A 15707-nucleotide genomic window follows, 5' to 3' on the forward strand; every position below is an offset into this window, starting at 1 on the left:
AACCCGCTCCGGAGCCGACCCGGCACCCGGGGGAACCTGCCCTGCCCGAAGGAGAAGACGGTGAACGTCCTGGATGGGTCGGCGTCGCGGCCGCGTCGCTTGCGGATCGGTTTCAACCTCGACGTGGTCGGCTACTCCACGCGGTCCTGGCAGCTGCGCAAGATGGCACAGCGGCGGGTGTCCGAGCTGACCGACGACGTGATCGCCCACCTCGGGATCGACCGTGCCGCCGTCGACCGCCAAGGCACGGGAGACGGCGTGTTGGCCTTCCTGGCCGCGGAGCTGGAACCGTCCTGGGTCCTGCCGCGGCTGCTGCGCACCTGCCAGGAGCTGCTGCACGCGGACAACAAGCTGTACACCGACCGGATCCGGCTCCGCATGGCGGTCACCATGGGCTCGATCGCGCCCTCGGAACCGGGGTTCGCCGGTGAGCCGGCGACCGAGCTGAGCAGGTTGATCGACAGCGACGCCGCGCGGGCGGCAGTGGTGCGGCACGAGGACCGCGACCTGGTCGCAGTGGTGTCCGACATCCTGCACTCCCTGGCCGTCGATCCTTCTGACGACACGTACGCCCGCTGTCGCGACAGGGGCGAGGGCAACCCCGGGAACGGGTGGCTGTGGATCGGACGACCGCCGGCCTGATCAGCCCGACCCGGCCGGCGCCGTGCCGGTGGACCCGTCGAACCAGGCCACCAGCCGCACCGGTGACGGCGCGGCGCCCGTCCGCACGGCCACGGCGCGGTGCACGGCCCGCACCAGCTCCGGCGCCCGCCGCATCACGTCCGAGTCGAGCGCGAGGCCCAGGCCCGCCCACGAGGCCACGTCGTGCGGTGTGGCGCGCAGCCTGGCGGCGTAGCCCTCGGCGGCCGAGTCCCGCTCGCCGCGCAGGTAGGCGTGGTCGGGCCCGTCCCGGTGCGGGGCCCGGTCGAACTCGCGCGGGTCGAGCACCCGCAGCTTGAGCAGCGCCGCGAGCAGCGACTCGCCCGACCCGGCCGCGGGCACGACCGAGCCGCGGCCCGGGTGGCCGGGCGGCCGGCCGTCGAGCCAGGCCGCGACCGCGTCGAGGACCGCGCGCGGGTCGGGGCGGGCGTGCCGCAGCCGCCAGGTCATCGCGTGCTCGGCGGTGATCTCCTCGACGGCGGTGACGACGTCGGGCGGCGAGTCCACCGGACGGCACGCCGCGAGCCGCACGGCCACCGCCGCGACGAACTCGCGCCCCAGGTCGGTCAGCTCGACCGAGCTCCGCACCCCGTCCACGGCGTGCCCGACCTGCCGGGCCCGGTGGGCGAGGGTGAACTCGGCGCGCCGGGCCAGTGCCGCGGGCGCGAGGCCGCGCTGGGTGTGCCAGAACTCCACCACGCTGACGAACGCGTAGATGCCGTGCAGCAGCCCGTCGAGCGGTCGCGGGTCGTCCCGCCAGGGCGCGTAGTGCGCCGCCGCGCCGTCGGAGGTGTGCAGGTCGACCAGGTCGAGCAGCGCGTTGACCTTCGAGTGCTGCAACTCGTGCACGAGCGCTTCGCCGAACTCCGTCGCGGAACGCTTGGGCGACATGGCGATCGCGCCGAACGCCGCCGACGAGGACGCCGCGAACACGTCCCGCCGCGCGTCCAGCGGCACCACGGTCGACAGCCCGGCCGACAGCTCCTCCGCCGCGCCGGGGTGCCGTGCGGTCAGCAGCTCCCATGCCTCGTCCAGGTACTTGACCCACTCGTCCCAATCGCCGTCGCCGAGCGGGCCGGGCGGCACCGGCCCGCCGAACTCGCGGTACGGGCCGAGGTCGTCCACCACCACGTCGATCGTGCGGCCGCGCGCCGATCCGCGGTGCCGCCGGACCGGTTGCCACCGCACGGGTCCGGGCGCCTCGACCACCGTGCCGGACGCCGAGTTGACCACCTTCGCCTGGCCGACGGGGAAGCGCCCGCCCAGGCGGTACGCGCCGACCGTCGGCAGCGTCACGGCGCCGTGCACCACCGGCACGGTGACCGCGCACGGCTGTCCACTCCGGACGGCCGCGGCGGCGGCGACGGCGTGGAACCAGCCGACTTCCGACCACAGCGGTGTCGCGTCGGCCGCCGTGCCCAGCACCTGGCGCAGGGCGCGGCTGAGCCAGACGCCGACCGAGTGGTGCATCAGGACGTCTTCGACCACGTCCGGCGCGACCCGTTCCACATCGGACAACAACGTCCACGCGCCGTCGAGGTCGGCGAAAGGGCCGAGCCGGTCCGCGATCGGGGACGCGGCTTCCAGGAATGCGCGCAGGCGCAGCTTGCGGATGCTGTACTGGGTTCTCCGCAAAAGTGCGATTCCGGCTGCGGACACGGATCCCGCGCAGATCTCGTCGAACACGAATCGGGGCAAGCGGTGAGTGCTCAGCCCGACCTGGTTCACCCCTGTCCCGCCTGTTCCTGGACCGAACTGCCGAAGTCGCCCGACCGGAACCGGTCGAGCGTGCGGCGAACGGCCTGGTCGAGCACGGTGTCGCGCAGCGTTCTCATCTCGGACAACGACGTCGAAGTGAGGTCCAACAAGTCCGAGGACAGTTCTTCTGGTGTTTCCACGGTCATACCGGCCGCCTCCCCGATACCGCCCGATTCCATCATGCACGAACGGGCACAGGTCCGGGAGTGGCCGAACGGATAATGCGCCCGACGGCCACCGCCCCTACGACGAACGGCCCCGACCCGCCGGTGCGGCCGCCGATCGCGGACAGGGCACGGGTCGGGTCGAAGGCCGGGCCGGGCGGCATCGGGTTGCCCGTCGACCGGCCGGTGCTGGTGCTGGTCGGCGGCGGCGGGATGGCCGGAACGGGCTGGAGGCGTCGGGTCGCGGTGCTGCTCGAGGTGGCGCCGCTGCTCGACGCGTGCGACGACGGGTGGGTGGTTCCCGATGATCGGGGAGGCGGCGGAGGTCTCGGTGCACCTGGCCGCGTGCCGGTGCTCATGACGTCGGAGGGTGGAAGCCAGGCCCACCCGCGATAACAAGATCGACCAGGAACGGCCATTCAGCGCTGTCGAGGTGGTGTCGGGGCGTCTTCGGGGCGTGAGCCGTCTGGTTCGGCGGCTTCGTGGTCGCTCGCGTGGCAGGGCTGGTCGTCCGCCGAGGGGTGGTCGTGGTCCTGCCCGTCGTCGCCAGTCGACGGGTTCGGTGGCGGTGTTCACCCATATGGATTCCGGGCGCAGCGGCCAACCAGCCTGCGCCACCCATGCCGGACTCCGCCATGTCACCCGGACAGGACATCTGGGCCTCAACCGACCAGTTGACTGTTGTCACCGGGCAATCACAGAGAGTATGGTCTAGACCGGCCGCCGCGTTTGGGTGAACGCACCACCCAGCGCGCTCGGGTTGGCGTTCGCCACAAGCGTTTCCGCCCATCCGATCAGAGGAGTCCACATGTCACTCCGCCGAAGGATCGCCGCGGTGGCGGCAGGCGTGCTCGCCGCGCCGCTCGTGACGGTCGCCCTGCCCTCGGCGCCCGCGTTCGCGCACGGGTACGTCTCGTCGCCGGCCAGCCGTCAGGCGCAGTGCGCCCGCGGTGTCGTGTCGTGCGGCGACATCAAGTGGGAGCCGCAGAGCGTCGAAGGCCCGAAGGGCCTGCGCAGCTGCAACGGCGGCGTCGCCCGGTTCGCCGAGCTGAACGACAACAACAAGGGCTGGCAGGTCGCGAACACCGGCCAGACCGTCACCTTCAACTGGACCTTCACCGCACGGCACCGCACCGCGAACTACGAGTACTACGTCGGCGGCAGGCGGGTCGGTTTCGTCGACGGCGGCATGCAGCAGCCCCCGGCCACCGTGTCGCACACGGTGAACCTGGGTGCGTCCGGCCGTCAGACGGTGCTCGCCATCTGGAACATCGGCGACACCTCCAACGCGTTCTACGCCTGCATCGACGTCAACGCGAGCTGATCCGCGAGAGTCCTACCCCCAGTCCGCGAGAGTCCTGCGTTCGCGCACCCCGAGTTCAACGCTCACGCGCCACCAGCCCGGCGTCGAGCGTTGAACTCAGGTGTCCTGGACGTTGGACTCTCGCGGCACGGGCGTTGGACTCTCGCGGCGTGGGCGTTGGACTCTCGCGGTGGTCAGGCGGTGAAGCCGCCGTCGACGTGCAGCTGCGCGCCCGTCACGTAACGGGCCTCGTCGGACGCCAGGAACGCCACCGCCGCCGCGATCTCCGACGGCTCCGCGTAACGCCCCACCGCCGTGAAGCCGCGCACGACGTCGGCGCCAGCGCCGTCCGCCGGGTTGGCGTCGGTGTCTGTCGCACCGGGGTGCACCAGGTTCACCGTGATCCCCCGCGGCCCCAGCTCACGCGCCAGCGCCTTCGTCATCCCCACCAGCGCCGCCTTCGACGCCGCGTAGAGCGAGAAGCCGGGGAACACCGCCCGCCCGGCCACGTTGCTGCCGATGCCGATGACCCGCCCGCCGTCGCCGAGGTGCGGCAACGCCGCCTTGACCGCCACGAACGCCGCCCGCACGTTCACGTCGAACGTCCGGTCGAACTCCGCCACCCCCAGCTCCTCCACCGGTCCGACGATGAACTCGCCGGCGTTGTTCACCAGCACGTCCAGCCGCCCCAGCACCGCGACGGTCTCCTCCACCGCGGCGGCCACGGCCTCCGCGTCGCCACTGTCCGCCCGCACGGCCACCACCCGCCGCCCCAGCGCTGTCACCCGGTCGACCACGTCACCCGGGCTGGTCCGGTAGGTGATCGCCACGTCCGCGCCCAGCTCCGCCAACCGCACCGCGGTCGCCGCGCCGATGCCCCTGCTGCCGCCCGTGACCAGGGCGACCTTGCCGTCGAAGTCCATGCCCTGATCGTGCCGGGGCGACGCGGTCCGTTCCGGCGGGAATCGGACGTCGCGCCGCACCGGTTCCCGCGTCCCGGATCGGCCGCGGAATATCCGTTGCGAGGGTCGCGGGGGCTCGCATAGGTTCGTGGTACACGAGGAAGGAGGTGGTCCCAAGTTGAATAGCTATAGGACTCGTCGTGAGGTGGCTGTCCGCTAGGACCGACCTTTCCCAGGTGGTCTGGGCGAATCCCAGGCAGCCACCCGGCCCCCGTGACCCCGAGCCCAGTCCAGCTCGGCCCGCACCTGGTGCGGGAAGCGGTCAGGGGGCCGTTTCACGTTCTCCGGCGCCCCGCCGGGCGGCGCGGCCCAGGTGGGCGCGCACGGCCCGCAGGTCGGCCAGGAACCTGCGGCAGGCCTCGTCACGGTCGGGGGCGCGCAGCACCGCCGAGGGGTGCACGGTCGCGGTCACGTCGTGGTCCTCGGCCCGCTCGACCCGGCCGCGGCGTTCGGTGACCTTGAACGAGGGACCCAGCACGGCCTTGGCCGCCGTCGCGCCCAGGCACACCACCAGCTCGGGCCGGATCGCCGCCAGTTCCGCGTGCAATCAGGGCAGGCAGGCGACCACCTCGCCGCGCGTCGGTGTCTTGTGGATGCGCCGCTTGCCGCGCTCGGCGGGCACGAACTCGAAGTGCTTGACCGCGTTGGTCAGGTAGACGCCCTCACGTGCCAGGCCGGCCTCGTCGAGCGCCTTGTCCGGCAGCTTGCCCGCGGGTCCGACGAACGGCTCGCCCTGCCGGTCCTCGACGTCTCCGGGCTGCTCGCCGACGAGCAGCAGCCGGGCGTCGGCCGGTCCGGCGCCGAACACGGTCCGGGTGGCCGCCTCGTACAGCCCACAGCCCCGGCAGCCGGCCGCGGCACGGCGAAGCGCCGCCAAGCCCGAGCCCTCGGGGGGCACGAACTCGGCGGCGCTGGAGGCGTGACGAGCCGGCGGCACGTCTAGCGGTTGTCCCCGCGGAAGGCGTCCTTGACCTTCTCGCCGGCCTGCTTCAGCGAGCCCTTGGTCTGCTCGGCGCGGCCCTCGGCCTGCCACTGCTCGTTGTCGGTGGCGTCGCCGACGGCTTCCTTCGCCTTGCCCTTGAGCTCCTCGGCCTTGTTGCTGATCTTGTCGTCGGTCCCCATGGCCGTTCCTCTCGTCTGGGCTCTTCTCCGTCGCCCAGGGGATACCCCTCGCCCGGACGGGGAAACGCCGATCCGTGATCGCACATCTCGTGGCCGTCGTCATGGACTGCCCTCCGGGCCAGGTCAGTGCCCTGGAGGAGGGCTGGTGGCCGGTTCCCGGAGATCGTGTTCCGCGCCGGTGGAAAGCCCCTGAAGGGGTGGCGTGCCGCAGGTTGCCGGGCGCCGGGCCGATGCTGCTGCTATAGCCGGTCGACGCGCCGAAGCGGGCCGTGAACGGGTCGCGCCCCGACCTCGCGGCCGACGCCGACCCGGCCCTGCCGCGGGCGGTGCGCGCCGCCCCGGCGGGCGACGAGTTCCGCGGGCCGCCGCCACGCTGGAACCCCTCCAGTTGCGCCGCACCGCCCGTCCTCTACTACGGTGATCGTCTACGCGGTTGAAAAGCCAGCCGCAAGCCACCCGGCGCCCGCGAGGGCACCAGGGTCAGCGAGAGCTGTGGGCTTGCCGGGTGCTGGCACCCGCGTGTCCGGACGCTCTCGCACCGCTGGCCTGGCTGACCGGTACCGACGTGCGAGAGAGGAGCCCGACCGTGGTCGGGGACAACGGGCATGACGATTCGCTGACCGCGCGGATCGCCAGCCTCGAGGCCGAGATCGTGGGGCTGCGCAAAGCGGTGCAGACGCGCACCGTGATCGGGCAGGCCACCGGATTGATATCCGCGGTGCAGGGCTGCACGCCCCAAGAGGGGTTCCAGCTGCTCGTGCGGATGTCACAGCACCACAACGTGAAGCTGCACACCATCGCGCTGAAGCTGCTCGACCTCTCGACCGAGCTGGGACCGAGGCAGGCCGTGCGCGCCGTGCACGCCTCCGCCGAGCCGGTGCCCGAACCGGCCGACGGCCACGTCGCCGTGCCCGAGTGGCCCGGGGTGGAGGTGGTGAACGCCGCACGCGGTCTGGTCGCGGCCTACGACGCGGCTCAGTACTCCGGCGACGACCGCCCGGAGGTGCGAAGACAGCTGGCCGACCAGGTCGAGTCGGCCGGTCGGCTGTTGGCCGAGAAGCTCACCGAGGTCGGTTGGCTCGTCCCCGACCCGGGGTAGTGACCGACGCGCGGTCGACGATGGCGAAGGAGTCGGCGGGCAGGCGCACCACCTGCCCGTCCACTCCCACCTCCGCCGACGTGAGCAGCACCTCGCCCACCTCGTCGTCGAGCCGCACCTCGGTGTCGTCCCCGAGGTTGCACAGCACCCGCAGCGAGCCCCGGTGCAGCACGAGCACGTGGCCTTCCTCGCGCACGATGAACCGGTCCAGACGCGGGTCGGCGAGTTCGGGGCGCGACCGGCGCAGCGCGATCAACGCCCGGTAGAGGTCGGCCGGTTCCCGGTGGCCGGGCTCGGACACCTCGTCCCAGCGCAGCGTCGACCGCCGCACGGTCTCCGGGTCGATCGGGTCGGGCACCTCCGACTCGCCCCACCCGTGCCGGCCGAACTCGCGCCGCCGCCCGGTGCGCACGGCCTCGGCCAGCTCCGGGTCCGGGAACGACGCGAAGAACTGCCACGGCGTGCTCGCCGCCCACTCCTCGCCCATGAAGATCATCGGCGTGTACGGGGAGCACAGCACGATCGCCGCGCCCACGACCTGCCGCCGCCACGGCACCGCGGCGGACAGCCGGTCGCCGGTGGCGCGGTTGCCGACCTGGTCGTGGTTCTGCAGGTAGGCCAGGAACCGGTAGCCGGGCAGCCGGTCGCGGTCCACCGGGCGGCCGTGGCGCCTGCCCCGGAACGACGACCACGTGCCCGCGTGGAAGAACACCTCGCGCAGCGTCCTGCCCAGCGCGCCCTCGAAGTCCGGGTAGTAGCCGGTCGTCTCGCCGCTCAACGCCACGTGCAGCGCGTGGTGCAGATCGTCGGACCACTGGGCGTGCAGGCCGAGGCCGCCGCCTTCGCGCGCGGTCACCAGCCGGGCGTCGTTGAGGTCCGACTCGGCGATCAACGTCAACGGCCTGCGGACGGTGGCCGACAACGCGTCCACCTCGACGGCCAGCTGTTCCAGCAGGTGCTGCGCGCTGCGGTCCACGAGGGCGTGCACGGCGTCCAGCCGCAGCCCGTCGACGTGGAAGTCGCGCAGCCAGCCGGTCGCGTTGTCGATGACGTAGCGGCGCACCTCGTCGGAGTCCTCGCCGTCGAGGTTGAGGCCCGGTCCCCAGTCGTTGCTGCCCGCGAAGTACGGCCCGAACCGGTCGAGGTACGCGCCGGAGGGCCCGAGGTGGTTGTAGACCACGTCCAGCAGCACGGCGAGGCCCCGCGCGTGGCAGGCGTCGACGAACCGCTTGAACCCGTCCGGCCCGCCGTACGGCTCGTGCGCCGCGCCCCACAGCACGCCGTCGTAGCCCCAGCCCGCCGTGCCGTCGAACGAGTTCACCGGCATCACCTCGACGTGCGTGACGCCCAGGTCCACCAGGTGGTCCAGCCGTTCCACCGCGCCGTCGAACGTGCCGGCGGGCGTGAACGTGCCGATGTGCAGCTCGTAGATCACCGCGCCGGGCAGCGCGCGCCCGGTCCACGCCTGGTCGGTCCACTCGAACGCCGAGTGGTCGTAGACGCGGGACGGGCCGTGCACGCCGTCCGGCTGCCAGGACGAGCGCGGGTCGGGCAGCACGTCGTCGGAGTCGTCGAGCAGGAACCCGTAGTCCACGCCGTCGACGTCGGCGTGCCACCACCCGCCGGCGCCGGCGGTCATCTCGTGGTCCCGACCGTCGACCCGCACCCGGACGCGCTCGCGCGCCGGGGCCCACACCGAGAAACTCACCGATCTCCTCTTACCAGCAGTGCCACGGGGTAGCGGTCCAGCATCCCGGCCAGCGACGGGTCGGCCGGGCGGGAGGTGAGCACGTCGGTCCACTCACCCGGCGGCAGCGGCAGCACCGCGTCGCCCCAGCCGCCCGCGTTCGCCAATCCCACCGGCAGCCGGGTCGCCACCGCGATCAGATCCGTCCGCTCGAAGGCGACTACGTGCGGTGCGGTCCGCCCGGACGCTTCCAGCGGCCGGTAGCCGCGGAACAGCTCGGGCCGGTCGCGGCGCAGCCGCAGCGCGCGCTGCACGACGAGCAGCTTGGCCGCGCCCGAGTCGTCCACGTCCGGCAGCCAGCCGTCGTCGAGCCGGTCCAGCAGCCGCCGCCGCACCTCGTAGTCCACCGGTCGCCGGTTGTCCGGGTCGACCAGCGACAGGTCCCACAGCTCGCTGCCCTGGTAGATGTCCGGCACGCCGGGCGCGGTGAGCTGCACCAGCTTCTGGCCGAGCGCGTTGGACCAGCCGGGCACGACGATCCGCTCGACGAACGACGCCACCTCGGCCGCCACGGGACCGGACAGCACCTGCTCGGGCCACGCCGCCACGGCCGCCTCGAACGCCTCGTCGTGGTCGACCCACGTGGTGCGGACCTTCGACTCCTTGGCCGCCTTGTCCAGGTAGGCGCGCATCCGGTCGGCGGTGATCGGCCACGCGCCGACCAGCGACTGCCACGCCAGCATGGTCAGGGACGGTTCGCCGATCGGGTGCGCGGCGGTCCACCGGCGCACCGACTCGGCGAACTCGCCGGGCAGCTCGGCCAGCACGGCGAGCCGGGCCCGCACGTCCTCCGAGCGCTTCGTGTCGTGCGTCGACAACGCCGTCATGGTCGTCGGCGAGCCCGCTTCCCGTGCCGCCGCGCGCGCGTGGAACTCCTCCGGCGGCACCCCGAACCGGTCCGGCGCGCCGCCGACCTCGTTGAGCGCCACGAACCGGGTGTACCGGTAGAACGCGGTGTCCTCGGTGCCCTTCGCGACCACCATGCCGGACGTCTGCTGGACGCGGGTGGCCAGTTCGCCGTGCGGTTCGGCGCGCACCTGCCGGTCCAGCTCTCGGGCCGCCGGCGACGTCGCCGCCCGCACGGCCGCCGTCCACGCGTCGAGCCCTTCGGGCAGGTAGGAGCGGTAGACGGGGAAGTTCACCAGGACTTCGGCGACCGCCCGTTCGGCTTCTTCGCGGTCCGCGTCGCGCACCAGGGCCGCGATCCGCCGCACCTCGGCGCGCAGGATCGTCCGGGCCACCAGGTCGCGGCACTCGTGCTCGACGGCGGCGAAGTCGGTGGGCACGCCGAGCTCCTCGGCCAGCGCGGTGAACGCCGCCTCGCCCGCCGGGTCCACGAACAGGCCGCCGACTTCGCGCAGCGCGTCGTAGCCCGTGGTGCCGTCGACGGGCCAGCTCACGGGCAGCCGCTCGTCCGCGCCGAGGATCTTCTCCACCACCAGCCACACGCCGGCGCGTTCCCGCAGCCGCCGCGCGTACCCGCCGGGGTCGGCCAGGCCGTCGGGGTGGTCGACCCGCAGCCCGGTGACCTCGCCGGCCGCGACCCAGCGCAGCACTTCGCCGTGGGTCGCGTCGAACACCTCGGGGTCCTCGACCCGCACCGCGGCGAGCGTGGTGATGTCGAAGAACCGGCGGTAGTTCAGCTCGGTGTTGCCGCGCCGCCAGAACGCCAGCCGGTAGTGCTCGTGCTCCTCCTCCGACTCCTCGTCGGCGGCGAAGGGCAGCAGCAGCGGCCCGGAGTCCCAGTCGATGTCGAAGTACTTCGCGTACCGCGACCCCCGGCCGTGCCGGAGCACGTCCGCCCACCACTGGTTGACGTCGTCGTGGCCGACCGCCATGTGGTTGGGCACGATGTCGAGCACGAACCCCAGCCCGGCCCTCTTGAGGGCCTTGTGCAGCGCCACGCGCCCCGACTCGCCGCCGAGCTCTTCCCGGGCGCGGGTCGGGTCGACCACGTCGTAGCCGTGCGTGGAGCCGGGCACGGCCTCCAGCACGGGCGAGGCGTACAGCGCGCCGACGCCCAGGGCGTCCAGGTAGTCGACCACGGCCTCCGCGTCGGCGAAGGTGAAGTCGGGCGTGAACTGGACCCGGTAGGTCGACGCGGGCGCCGCGCCGACCACCTCTCCCCCGGCCGACGCTCGCCCCGAACCGGCCGCTTCGTCACCGATCCGAGGTTCACCGACCGGAGGCTCACCGGTCGAAGGCTCACCGGTCGGTGACGCGTCGCTCCGCAGGGGTCCCCCCTGGGGGGCCCCTGCTGTCAGGTTACCGGCGGGGTCCGACAAGTCCGTCACTCCTGCTCCAGCCGCTGCAGCACGACCAGCGAGCGGGCGACCAGGGTCAGCGTGCCGCCTCCCGGCACCACGTCGCCCTGACCGGGCAGGGTGACCTCGCCCGTCGCGGTGTCGATCACGACCGTCCACTGCGGACCGTAGCCTTCCTCGGGCAGGGTCACCTCGATGTCCTCGTGGTGGGCGTTGAACGCGAGCAGGAACGAGTCGTCCAGCACCCGCATGCCCCTCGGGTCGAGGTCGGGGATGCCTTCGCCGTTGAGGAACACCACGACGCAGCGGCCGAAGTCGTCGCCCCAGTTCTGCTCCGTCATCTCTTCACCCGAAGGTGTGAACCAGGCGATGTCGCGGAGTTCGTCGCCCTTGCGGATCGGCTTGCCCTGGAAGAACCGGCGCCGCCGCAGCACGGGGTGCTGCCTGCGGAACGCGGTCACCGCCGAGGCGAACTCCAGCAGGTCGCGGTTCTTCTCCGCCAGCGTCCAGTCCACCCAGGACAGCTCGGTGTCCTGGCAGTAGGCGTTGTTGTTGCCGTGCTGCGTCCGGCCGAGCTCGTCGCCGTGCAGCAGCATCGGCACGCCCTGCGACAGCAGCGTGGTGGCCAGCAGGTTCCGCCGCTGCCTGGCCCGCAGGTCGTTGACCTCGGGGTCGTCGGTCGGCCCTTCGACGCCGCAGTTCCACGACCGGTTGTCGTCCGCGCCGTCGCGGCCGTCCTCGCCGTTGGCGTCGTTGTGCTTGTCGTTGTACGACACCAGGTCGTTGAGGGTGAACCCGTCGTGCGCGGTGACGAAGTTGATCGACGCGTACGGGCGGCGGCCGTCGTCCTGGTACAGGTCCGACGAGCCGGTGATGCGGGACGCGAACTCGCCGAGCGTGGCCGGTTCGCCGCGCCAGAAGTCGCGCACCGTGTCGCGGTACTTGCCGTTCCACTCGGTCCACAGCGGCGGGAAGTTGCCGACCTGGTAGCCGCCCGGCCCGACGTCCCACGGCTCGGCGATCAGCTTCACCTGCGAGACCACCGGGTCCTGCTGCACCAGGTCGAAGAACGTCGACAGCCGGTCCACGTCGTAGAACTCGCGGGCCAGGGTGGCGGCCAGGTCGAACCGGAACCCGTCGACCCGCATCTCCGTCACCCAGTACCGCAGCGAGTCCATGATCAGCTGCAACGTGTGCGGGCTGCGGACGTTCAGCGAGTTCCCGGTGCCGGTGTAGTCCATGTAGAACTTCGGCTCGTCGTCCACCAGCCGGTAGTACGCCTGGTTGTCGATGCCGCGCATGGACAGCGTGGGCCCGAGGTGGTTGCCCTCGGCGGTGTGGTTGTAGACCACGTCGAGGATGACCTCGATGCCCGCCTCGTGCAGGGCGCGCACCATGCCCTTGAACTCCTGCACCTGCGTCCCGGTCTCCGGCATCGCCGTGTAGCCGGCATGGGGCGCGAAGAACCCGATCGTGTTATAGCCCCAGTAGTTCCGGAGGCCTTTCTCCTGCAGTCCGTGATCGGTGATGAAGTGGTGCACCGGCATCAGCTCGACCGCGGTGACGCCGAGGCCCTTGAGGTGGTCGATCACCGCCGGGTGCGCCAGGCCCGCGTACGTGCCGCGCAGGCTCTGCGGCACCTCGGGGTGCTGCATGGTCAGGCCGCGCACGTGGGTCTCGTAGATGACCGACTCGTTGTACGGCGTGTTCGGCGGGCGGTCGTTGGACCAGTCGAAGAACGGGTTGACCACGACCGCCAGCGGCACGTGGCCCGCCGAGTCGAGGTCGTTGAGCGCGTCGGGGTCGCCGAACCGGTAGCCGAACAGCGACTCGTCCCAGTCGACGTCGCCGGTGATCGCCTTGGCGTACGGGTCGATGAGCAGCTTGTTCGGGTTGCAGCGCAGGCCGCGCGCCGGGTCGTGCGGTCCGTGCACGCGGTAGCCGTACAGCTGACCGGGGCCGACGCCGAGGAGGTAGCCGTGGTGGACGAAGCCGTCCACCTCGGGCAGCCGCACGCGGGTCTCGGTGCCGTCGCCGTCGAACAGGCACAGCTCGACGTAGTCCGCGACCTCCGAGAAGAGGGTGAAGTTGGTGCCGACGCCGTCATAGGTGGCGCCGAGCGGATAAGGAGTTCCGGGCCAGGGCCGCACAGGGTTTTTCCTCCGGACGAGCTGGAACGATCCGACCCCTACCGTTCTAGGTCAGGGTCGGGAGCCGTGCGACCTGACGAGCTGGCCGCGGGCCGCGACGAGGAGCAGCCGGGCCTCTTGGAGTTCGCCGTAGCGCAGGTGCTCGCAGGCCGCCTCGGCGCAGGCCACCGCCTGGGTGAGCGCGTCGTCCGCCCCGGCGTCGACGCGCCGCAGGGCGGTCCTCAACGACTCCTCGGCGTGCCCGATCCCGGCGAGCGGGTCGGCCAGGTTCGACGGCCGGACGTCCACCAGGACCCTCTCGACGGTCGACTCCAGGGCGACCGCGGGGCTGCTGTGGGGAACCGCCTGTTCGGGCACGAGCCCGGTGCGGGTCATCAAGTCGGTGTTCACGGGTGACTGCCACCTCCAACCATGGCGCGGGTGACTGGCTGACGATACTCCGCGGCCGGGCCGCGTGCTGTGACGTGCGGGTTTCGCTTCATCACGGGCCGTTCCCGCCCGCCGCGGGCGGACGACCGGCGGCCAGCGCCACCGCCGCCCGCCGCACGCCCGGGTCGTCGAACAGGTCGGCGAGCGCGACGGGCAGCGGGATGCGCCAGTTCGGGTACTGGTCGGTGGTGCCTGGCAGGTTCGGCTGGCGCGTCTCGCCCAGCGCGTCCTGCGGGGAGGTCAGCACGAGCACGGAGCGGACCTTCGCGAGCAGGGCGTGGAACCCGGTAACCAAGTCATCGGCAGGGACACCTTCTTGCTTGAGGAGTTCGAGCAACTCGCCGCGTTCCCGGTCGGCTGCTTCATATTCCCCGTCCGCGGGTCCTTCAAACTGCCCCAGGTCGGCTCGCACCCGGACGTGTTCGGCGGCGAGGAACCCGGCCACGGTCGGCAGGTCGTGGGTGGAGATGGAGGCCATGGCCGACGCGGTCCACTTCTCCGGCGGGATCAGCGGGTGGTCCGGCAGGTCGTACTCGCGCTGGAACCACAGCACCGCGGAGCTGAGCATCCCGTGCTCGTGCAACGCCTCGGTGACCTTCGGCTCCACCGTGCCGAGGTCCTCGCCCACGACGACGGCGCCCGCCCGGTGCGCTTCCAGGGTCAGCACGGCGAGCATCGCCTCGGGGTCGTAGTGGACGTACGTGCCGCGCTTGGGCGCCTCGCCCGGCGGGATCCACCACAGCCGCCACAGGCCCGCGACGTGGTCGATGCGGATGCCGTCCGCGTGCCGCAGCACGCTGCGCACCACGGCCCGGAACGGCTCGTAGCCCTGCTCGGCGAGCCGGTCGGGCCGCCACGGCGGCAGGCCCCAGTCCTGGCCCAGGCGGCTGAACGCGTCCGGTGGCGCGCCGACCGTGACGTCCGCGGCGAACGCGTCGCGCACCGCCCACGTGTCCGCGCCGCCGGGGTGCACGCCGACCGGCAGGTCGTGCACGACGCCGACGGCCATGCCCGCGTCGCGGGCGGCCCGGCGCGCGGCGGCCAGCTGCTGCTCGCACAGCTCCTGCAGCCACGCGTGGAACGCCACCCGCTCGGGGTCGGGGGTGGCGGTCGCCGGGTCGCGCTGCGCCGGCGGCCACTCGCGCCAGTCGGGCCCGTGGGCCTCGGCCAGCGCGCAGAACCGGGCGAAGCCCAGCAGCTCGCCCTCGGGCGCGCGGTGCTCCTGGCGCCGCCAGAGCAGTTCGAGCGCCTTCGCCTTGGCCGTCCACACGGCGTCGTAGTCGATCAGCTCGGTGTCGTTGGGCGGGCGCAGCGCGTCGATCTCCGCGCGGGTGGCGTCGTCGGCGTCCCGGTAGGCCTGCAGGTCGGAGATCCGCAGGTAGAGGGGGTTGGCGAAGCGGCGGCTGGACGGGGAGTACGGGGAGCGCTCCACCGGCAGGGTGGGGCTGATCGCCTGCACCGGGTTGACCAGCAGCACGCCCGCGCCGAGTTCGGTCGCGCTGCGCCGGGCGAGGGTCGCGAGGTCGGCGTAGTCCCCCATGCCCCACGACTCGGCCGAGCGCATCGCGTAGAGCTGGAGCATCCACCCCCACGCCCGGGGCACGGGCGGGAGCCGGCGCGGCGCGACGATCACGGTGCGCGTGCCGAGCCGGTGGTAGCCCGGCGGCAGCACGGCGGGCAGCTCGACCCGGCCGCCGTCCTCCAGCTCGACCGCGCGGTCCCCTCCCGGGTCGGTCTCGTCCAGCACGTCGCCCTCGCGCAGGACGATCGTGCTCGGGGGTCGTTTCGGGGCGGCGAGCGCGCGGCGCACCGCCTCCGGCGTCGAGGCGTCCACGTCCAGCTGCGCGAGCACCGCGACGACCACATCCGGGTCGACGTCGGCTCGGCGTTGGTTCGCGTCCTCGTAGTGGGTGGCCACGCCGTGGGCCTCGGCCAGTGCCGCGAGCTCGTCGTCCACGTCGGACAGCTTCGCCTTCCCCGTCGGTTGGGATCCAGACCGGTGACAAGTGGTCACCCGAAGGTTGCAGGAAGTTGCCCGGGGTTGATAAC

13 protein-coding genes and 1 pseudogene are annotated in these 15707 nt (G+C 72.5%); 4 read left to right on the forward strand and 10 right to left on the reverse strand.

Annotated elements, in window-relative coordinates; translation table 11 throughout:
• Positions 1–60: 60 nt before the first annotated feature.
• The gene (locus tag IOD16_RS24840; RefSeq protein ID WP_201436364.1) at positions 61–642 is read left to right on the forward strand and encodes a hypothetical protein; all 582 of its coding nucleotides are present in this window, start codon (positions 61–63) and stop codon (positions 640–642) included.
• Here the strand turns inward: IOD16_RS24840 and IOD16_RS24845 are convergent, their stop codons facing one another.
• The gene (locus tag IOD16_RS24845; protein WP_236594358.1) at positions 643–2295 is read right to left on the reverse strand and encodes an aKG-HExxH-type peptide beta-hydroxylase; all 1653 of its coding nucleotides are present in this window, start codon (positions 2293–2295) and stop codon (positions 643–645) included. It lies immediately after the preceding gene.
• A gap of 89 nt (positions 2296–2384) precedes the next feature.
• Complete coding sequence (locus IOD16_RS24850; RefSeq protein WP_148088987.1) at positions 2385–2600, reverse strand: hypothetical protein; 216 nt, start codon at positions 2598–2600, stop codon at positions 2385–2387.
• A gap of 24 nt (positions 2601–2624) precedes the next feature.
• Between IOD16_RS24850 and IOD16_RS24855 the strand changes: the two genes are divergently transcribed.
• A complete protein-coding gene (locus IOD16_RS24855) occupies positions 2625–2978 on the forward strand; it encodes a hypothetical protein (RefSeq protein ID WP_201436367.1) in 354 nt (117 codons plus the stop codon).
• A 412-nt stretch (positions 2979–3390) separates the two neighbouring features.
• Positions 3391–3906 (forward strand): lytic polysaccharide monooxygenase auxiliary activity family 9 protein, encoded by a 516-nt coding sequence (locus IOD16_RS24860; protein ID WP_123746668.1) that lies wholly within the window; start codon positions 3391–3393, stop codon positions 3904–3906.
• Between the two features lie 173 nt (positions 3907–4079).
• On the opposite strand, the gene IOD16_RS24865 is transcribed toward IOD16_RS24860, so the two are convergent.
• From IOD16_RS24865 to IOD16_RS24875, 3 genes and pseudogenes are all read right to left on the reverse strand, one after another.
• Entirely contained in the window at positions 4080–4808 is a 729-nt protein-coding gene (locus IOD16_RS24865) for an SDR family NAD(P)-dependent oxidoreductase (protein WP_201436368.1), read from the reverse strand.
• 301 nt (positions 4809–5109) lie between these two features.
• A pseudogene (locus tag IOD16_RS24870) lies at positions 5110–5784 on the reverse strand (UdgX family uracil-DNA binding protein).
• 2 nt (positions 5785–5786) lie between these two features.
• Entirely contained in the window at positions 5787–5969 is a 183-nt protein-coding gene (locus IOD16_RS24875; protein ID WP_123746665.1) for a CsbD family protein, read from the reverse strand.
• Positions 5970–6555: 586 nt separating this feature from the next.
• Here IOD16_RS24875 and IOD16_RS24880 point away from each other — a divergent pair.
• Entirely contained in the window at positions 6556–7068 is a 513-nt protein-coding gene (locus IOD16_RS24880) for an ANTAR domain-containing protein (protein ID WP_201436369.1), read from the forward strand.
• Here the strand turns inward: IOD16_RS24880 and treZ are convergent.
• The 5 genes from treZ to malQ form a co-directional block, all read right to left on the reverse strand.
• Complete coding sequence (gene treZ / locus IOD16_RS24885; RefSeq protein WP_201436370.1) at positions 7031–8776, reverse strand: malto-oligosyltrehalose trehalohydrolase; 1746 nt, start codon at positions 8774–8776, stop codon at positions 7031–7033. The two genes, IOD16_RS24880 and treZ, sit on opposite strands and share 38 nt — an antisense overlap.
• Positions 8773–10935 (reverse strand): malto-oligosyltrehalose synthase, encoded by a 2163-nt coding sequence (treY, locus tag IOD16_RS24890; protein WP_236594359.1) that lies wholly within the window; start codon positions 10933–10935, stop codon positions 8773–8775. Before treY ends, treZ begins: the two co-directional genes overlap by 4 nt.
• A gap of 170 nt (positions 10936–11105) precedes the next feature.
• Positions 11106–13229 (reverse strand): glycogen debranching protein GlgX, encoded by a 2124-nt coding sequence (gene glgX / locus IOD16_RS24895; protein WP_201436371.1) that lies wholly within the window; start codon positions 13227–13229, stop codon positions 11106–11108.
• A 51-nt stretch (positions 13230–13280) separates the two neighbouring features.
• A complete protein-coding gene (locus IOD16_RS24900; RefSeq protein WP_123746660.1) occupies positions 13281–13619 on the reverse strand; it encodes a hypothetical protein in 339 nt (112 codons plus the stop codon).
• 91 nt (positions 13620–13710) lie between these two features.
• On the reverse strand, positions 13711–15615 hold the full coding sequence (gene malQ / locus IOD16_RS24905) for a 4-alpha-glucanotransferase (RefSeq protein ID WP_201436372.1): 1905 nt from the start codon (positions 15613–15615) through the stop codon (positions 13711–13713).
• Positions 15616–15707 lie beyond the last annotated feature (92 nt).

The sequence above is a fragment of the Saccharothrix sp. 6-C genome (assembly GCF_016695385.1).
GTDB lineage: Bacteria > Actinomycetota > Actinomycetes > Mycobacteriales > Pseudonocardiaceae > Actinosynnema > Actinosynnema texasense.

Bases quoted from the DNA above. Each gene is read 5' to 3' on its own strand.
- IOD16_RS24850 (WP_148088987.1), bottom strand. From the start codon at position 2,600: ATGATGGAATCGGGCGGTATCGGGGAGGCGGCCGGTATGACCGTGGAA.
- IOD16_RS24875 (WP_123746665.1), bottom strand. From the start codon at position 5,969: ATGGGGACCGACGACAAGATCAGCAACAAGGCCGAGGAGCTCAAGGGC.
- IOD16_RS24860 (WP_123746668.1), top strand. From the start codon at position 3,391: ATGTCACTCCGCCGAAGGATCGCCGCGGTGGCGGCAGGCGTGCTCGCC.
- IOD16_RS24865 (WP_201436368.1), bottom strand. From the start codon at position 4,808: ATGGACTTCGACGGCAAGGTCGCCCTGGTCACGGGCGGCAGCAGGGGC.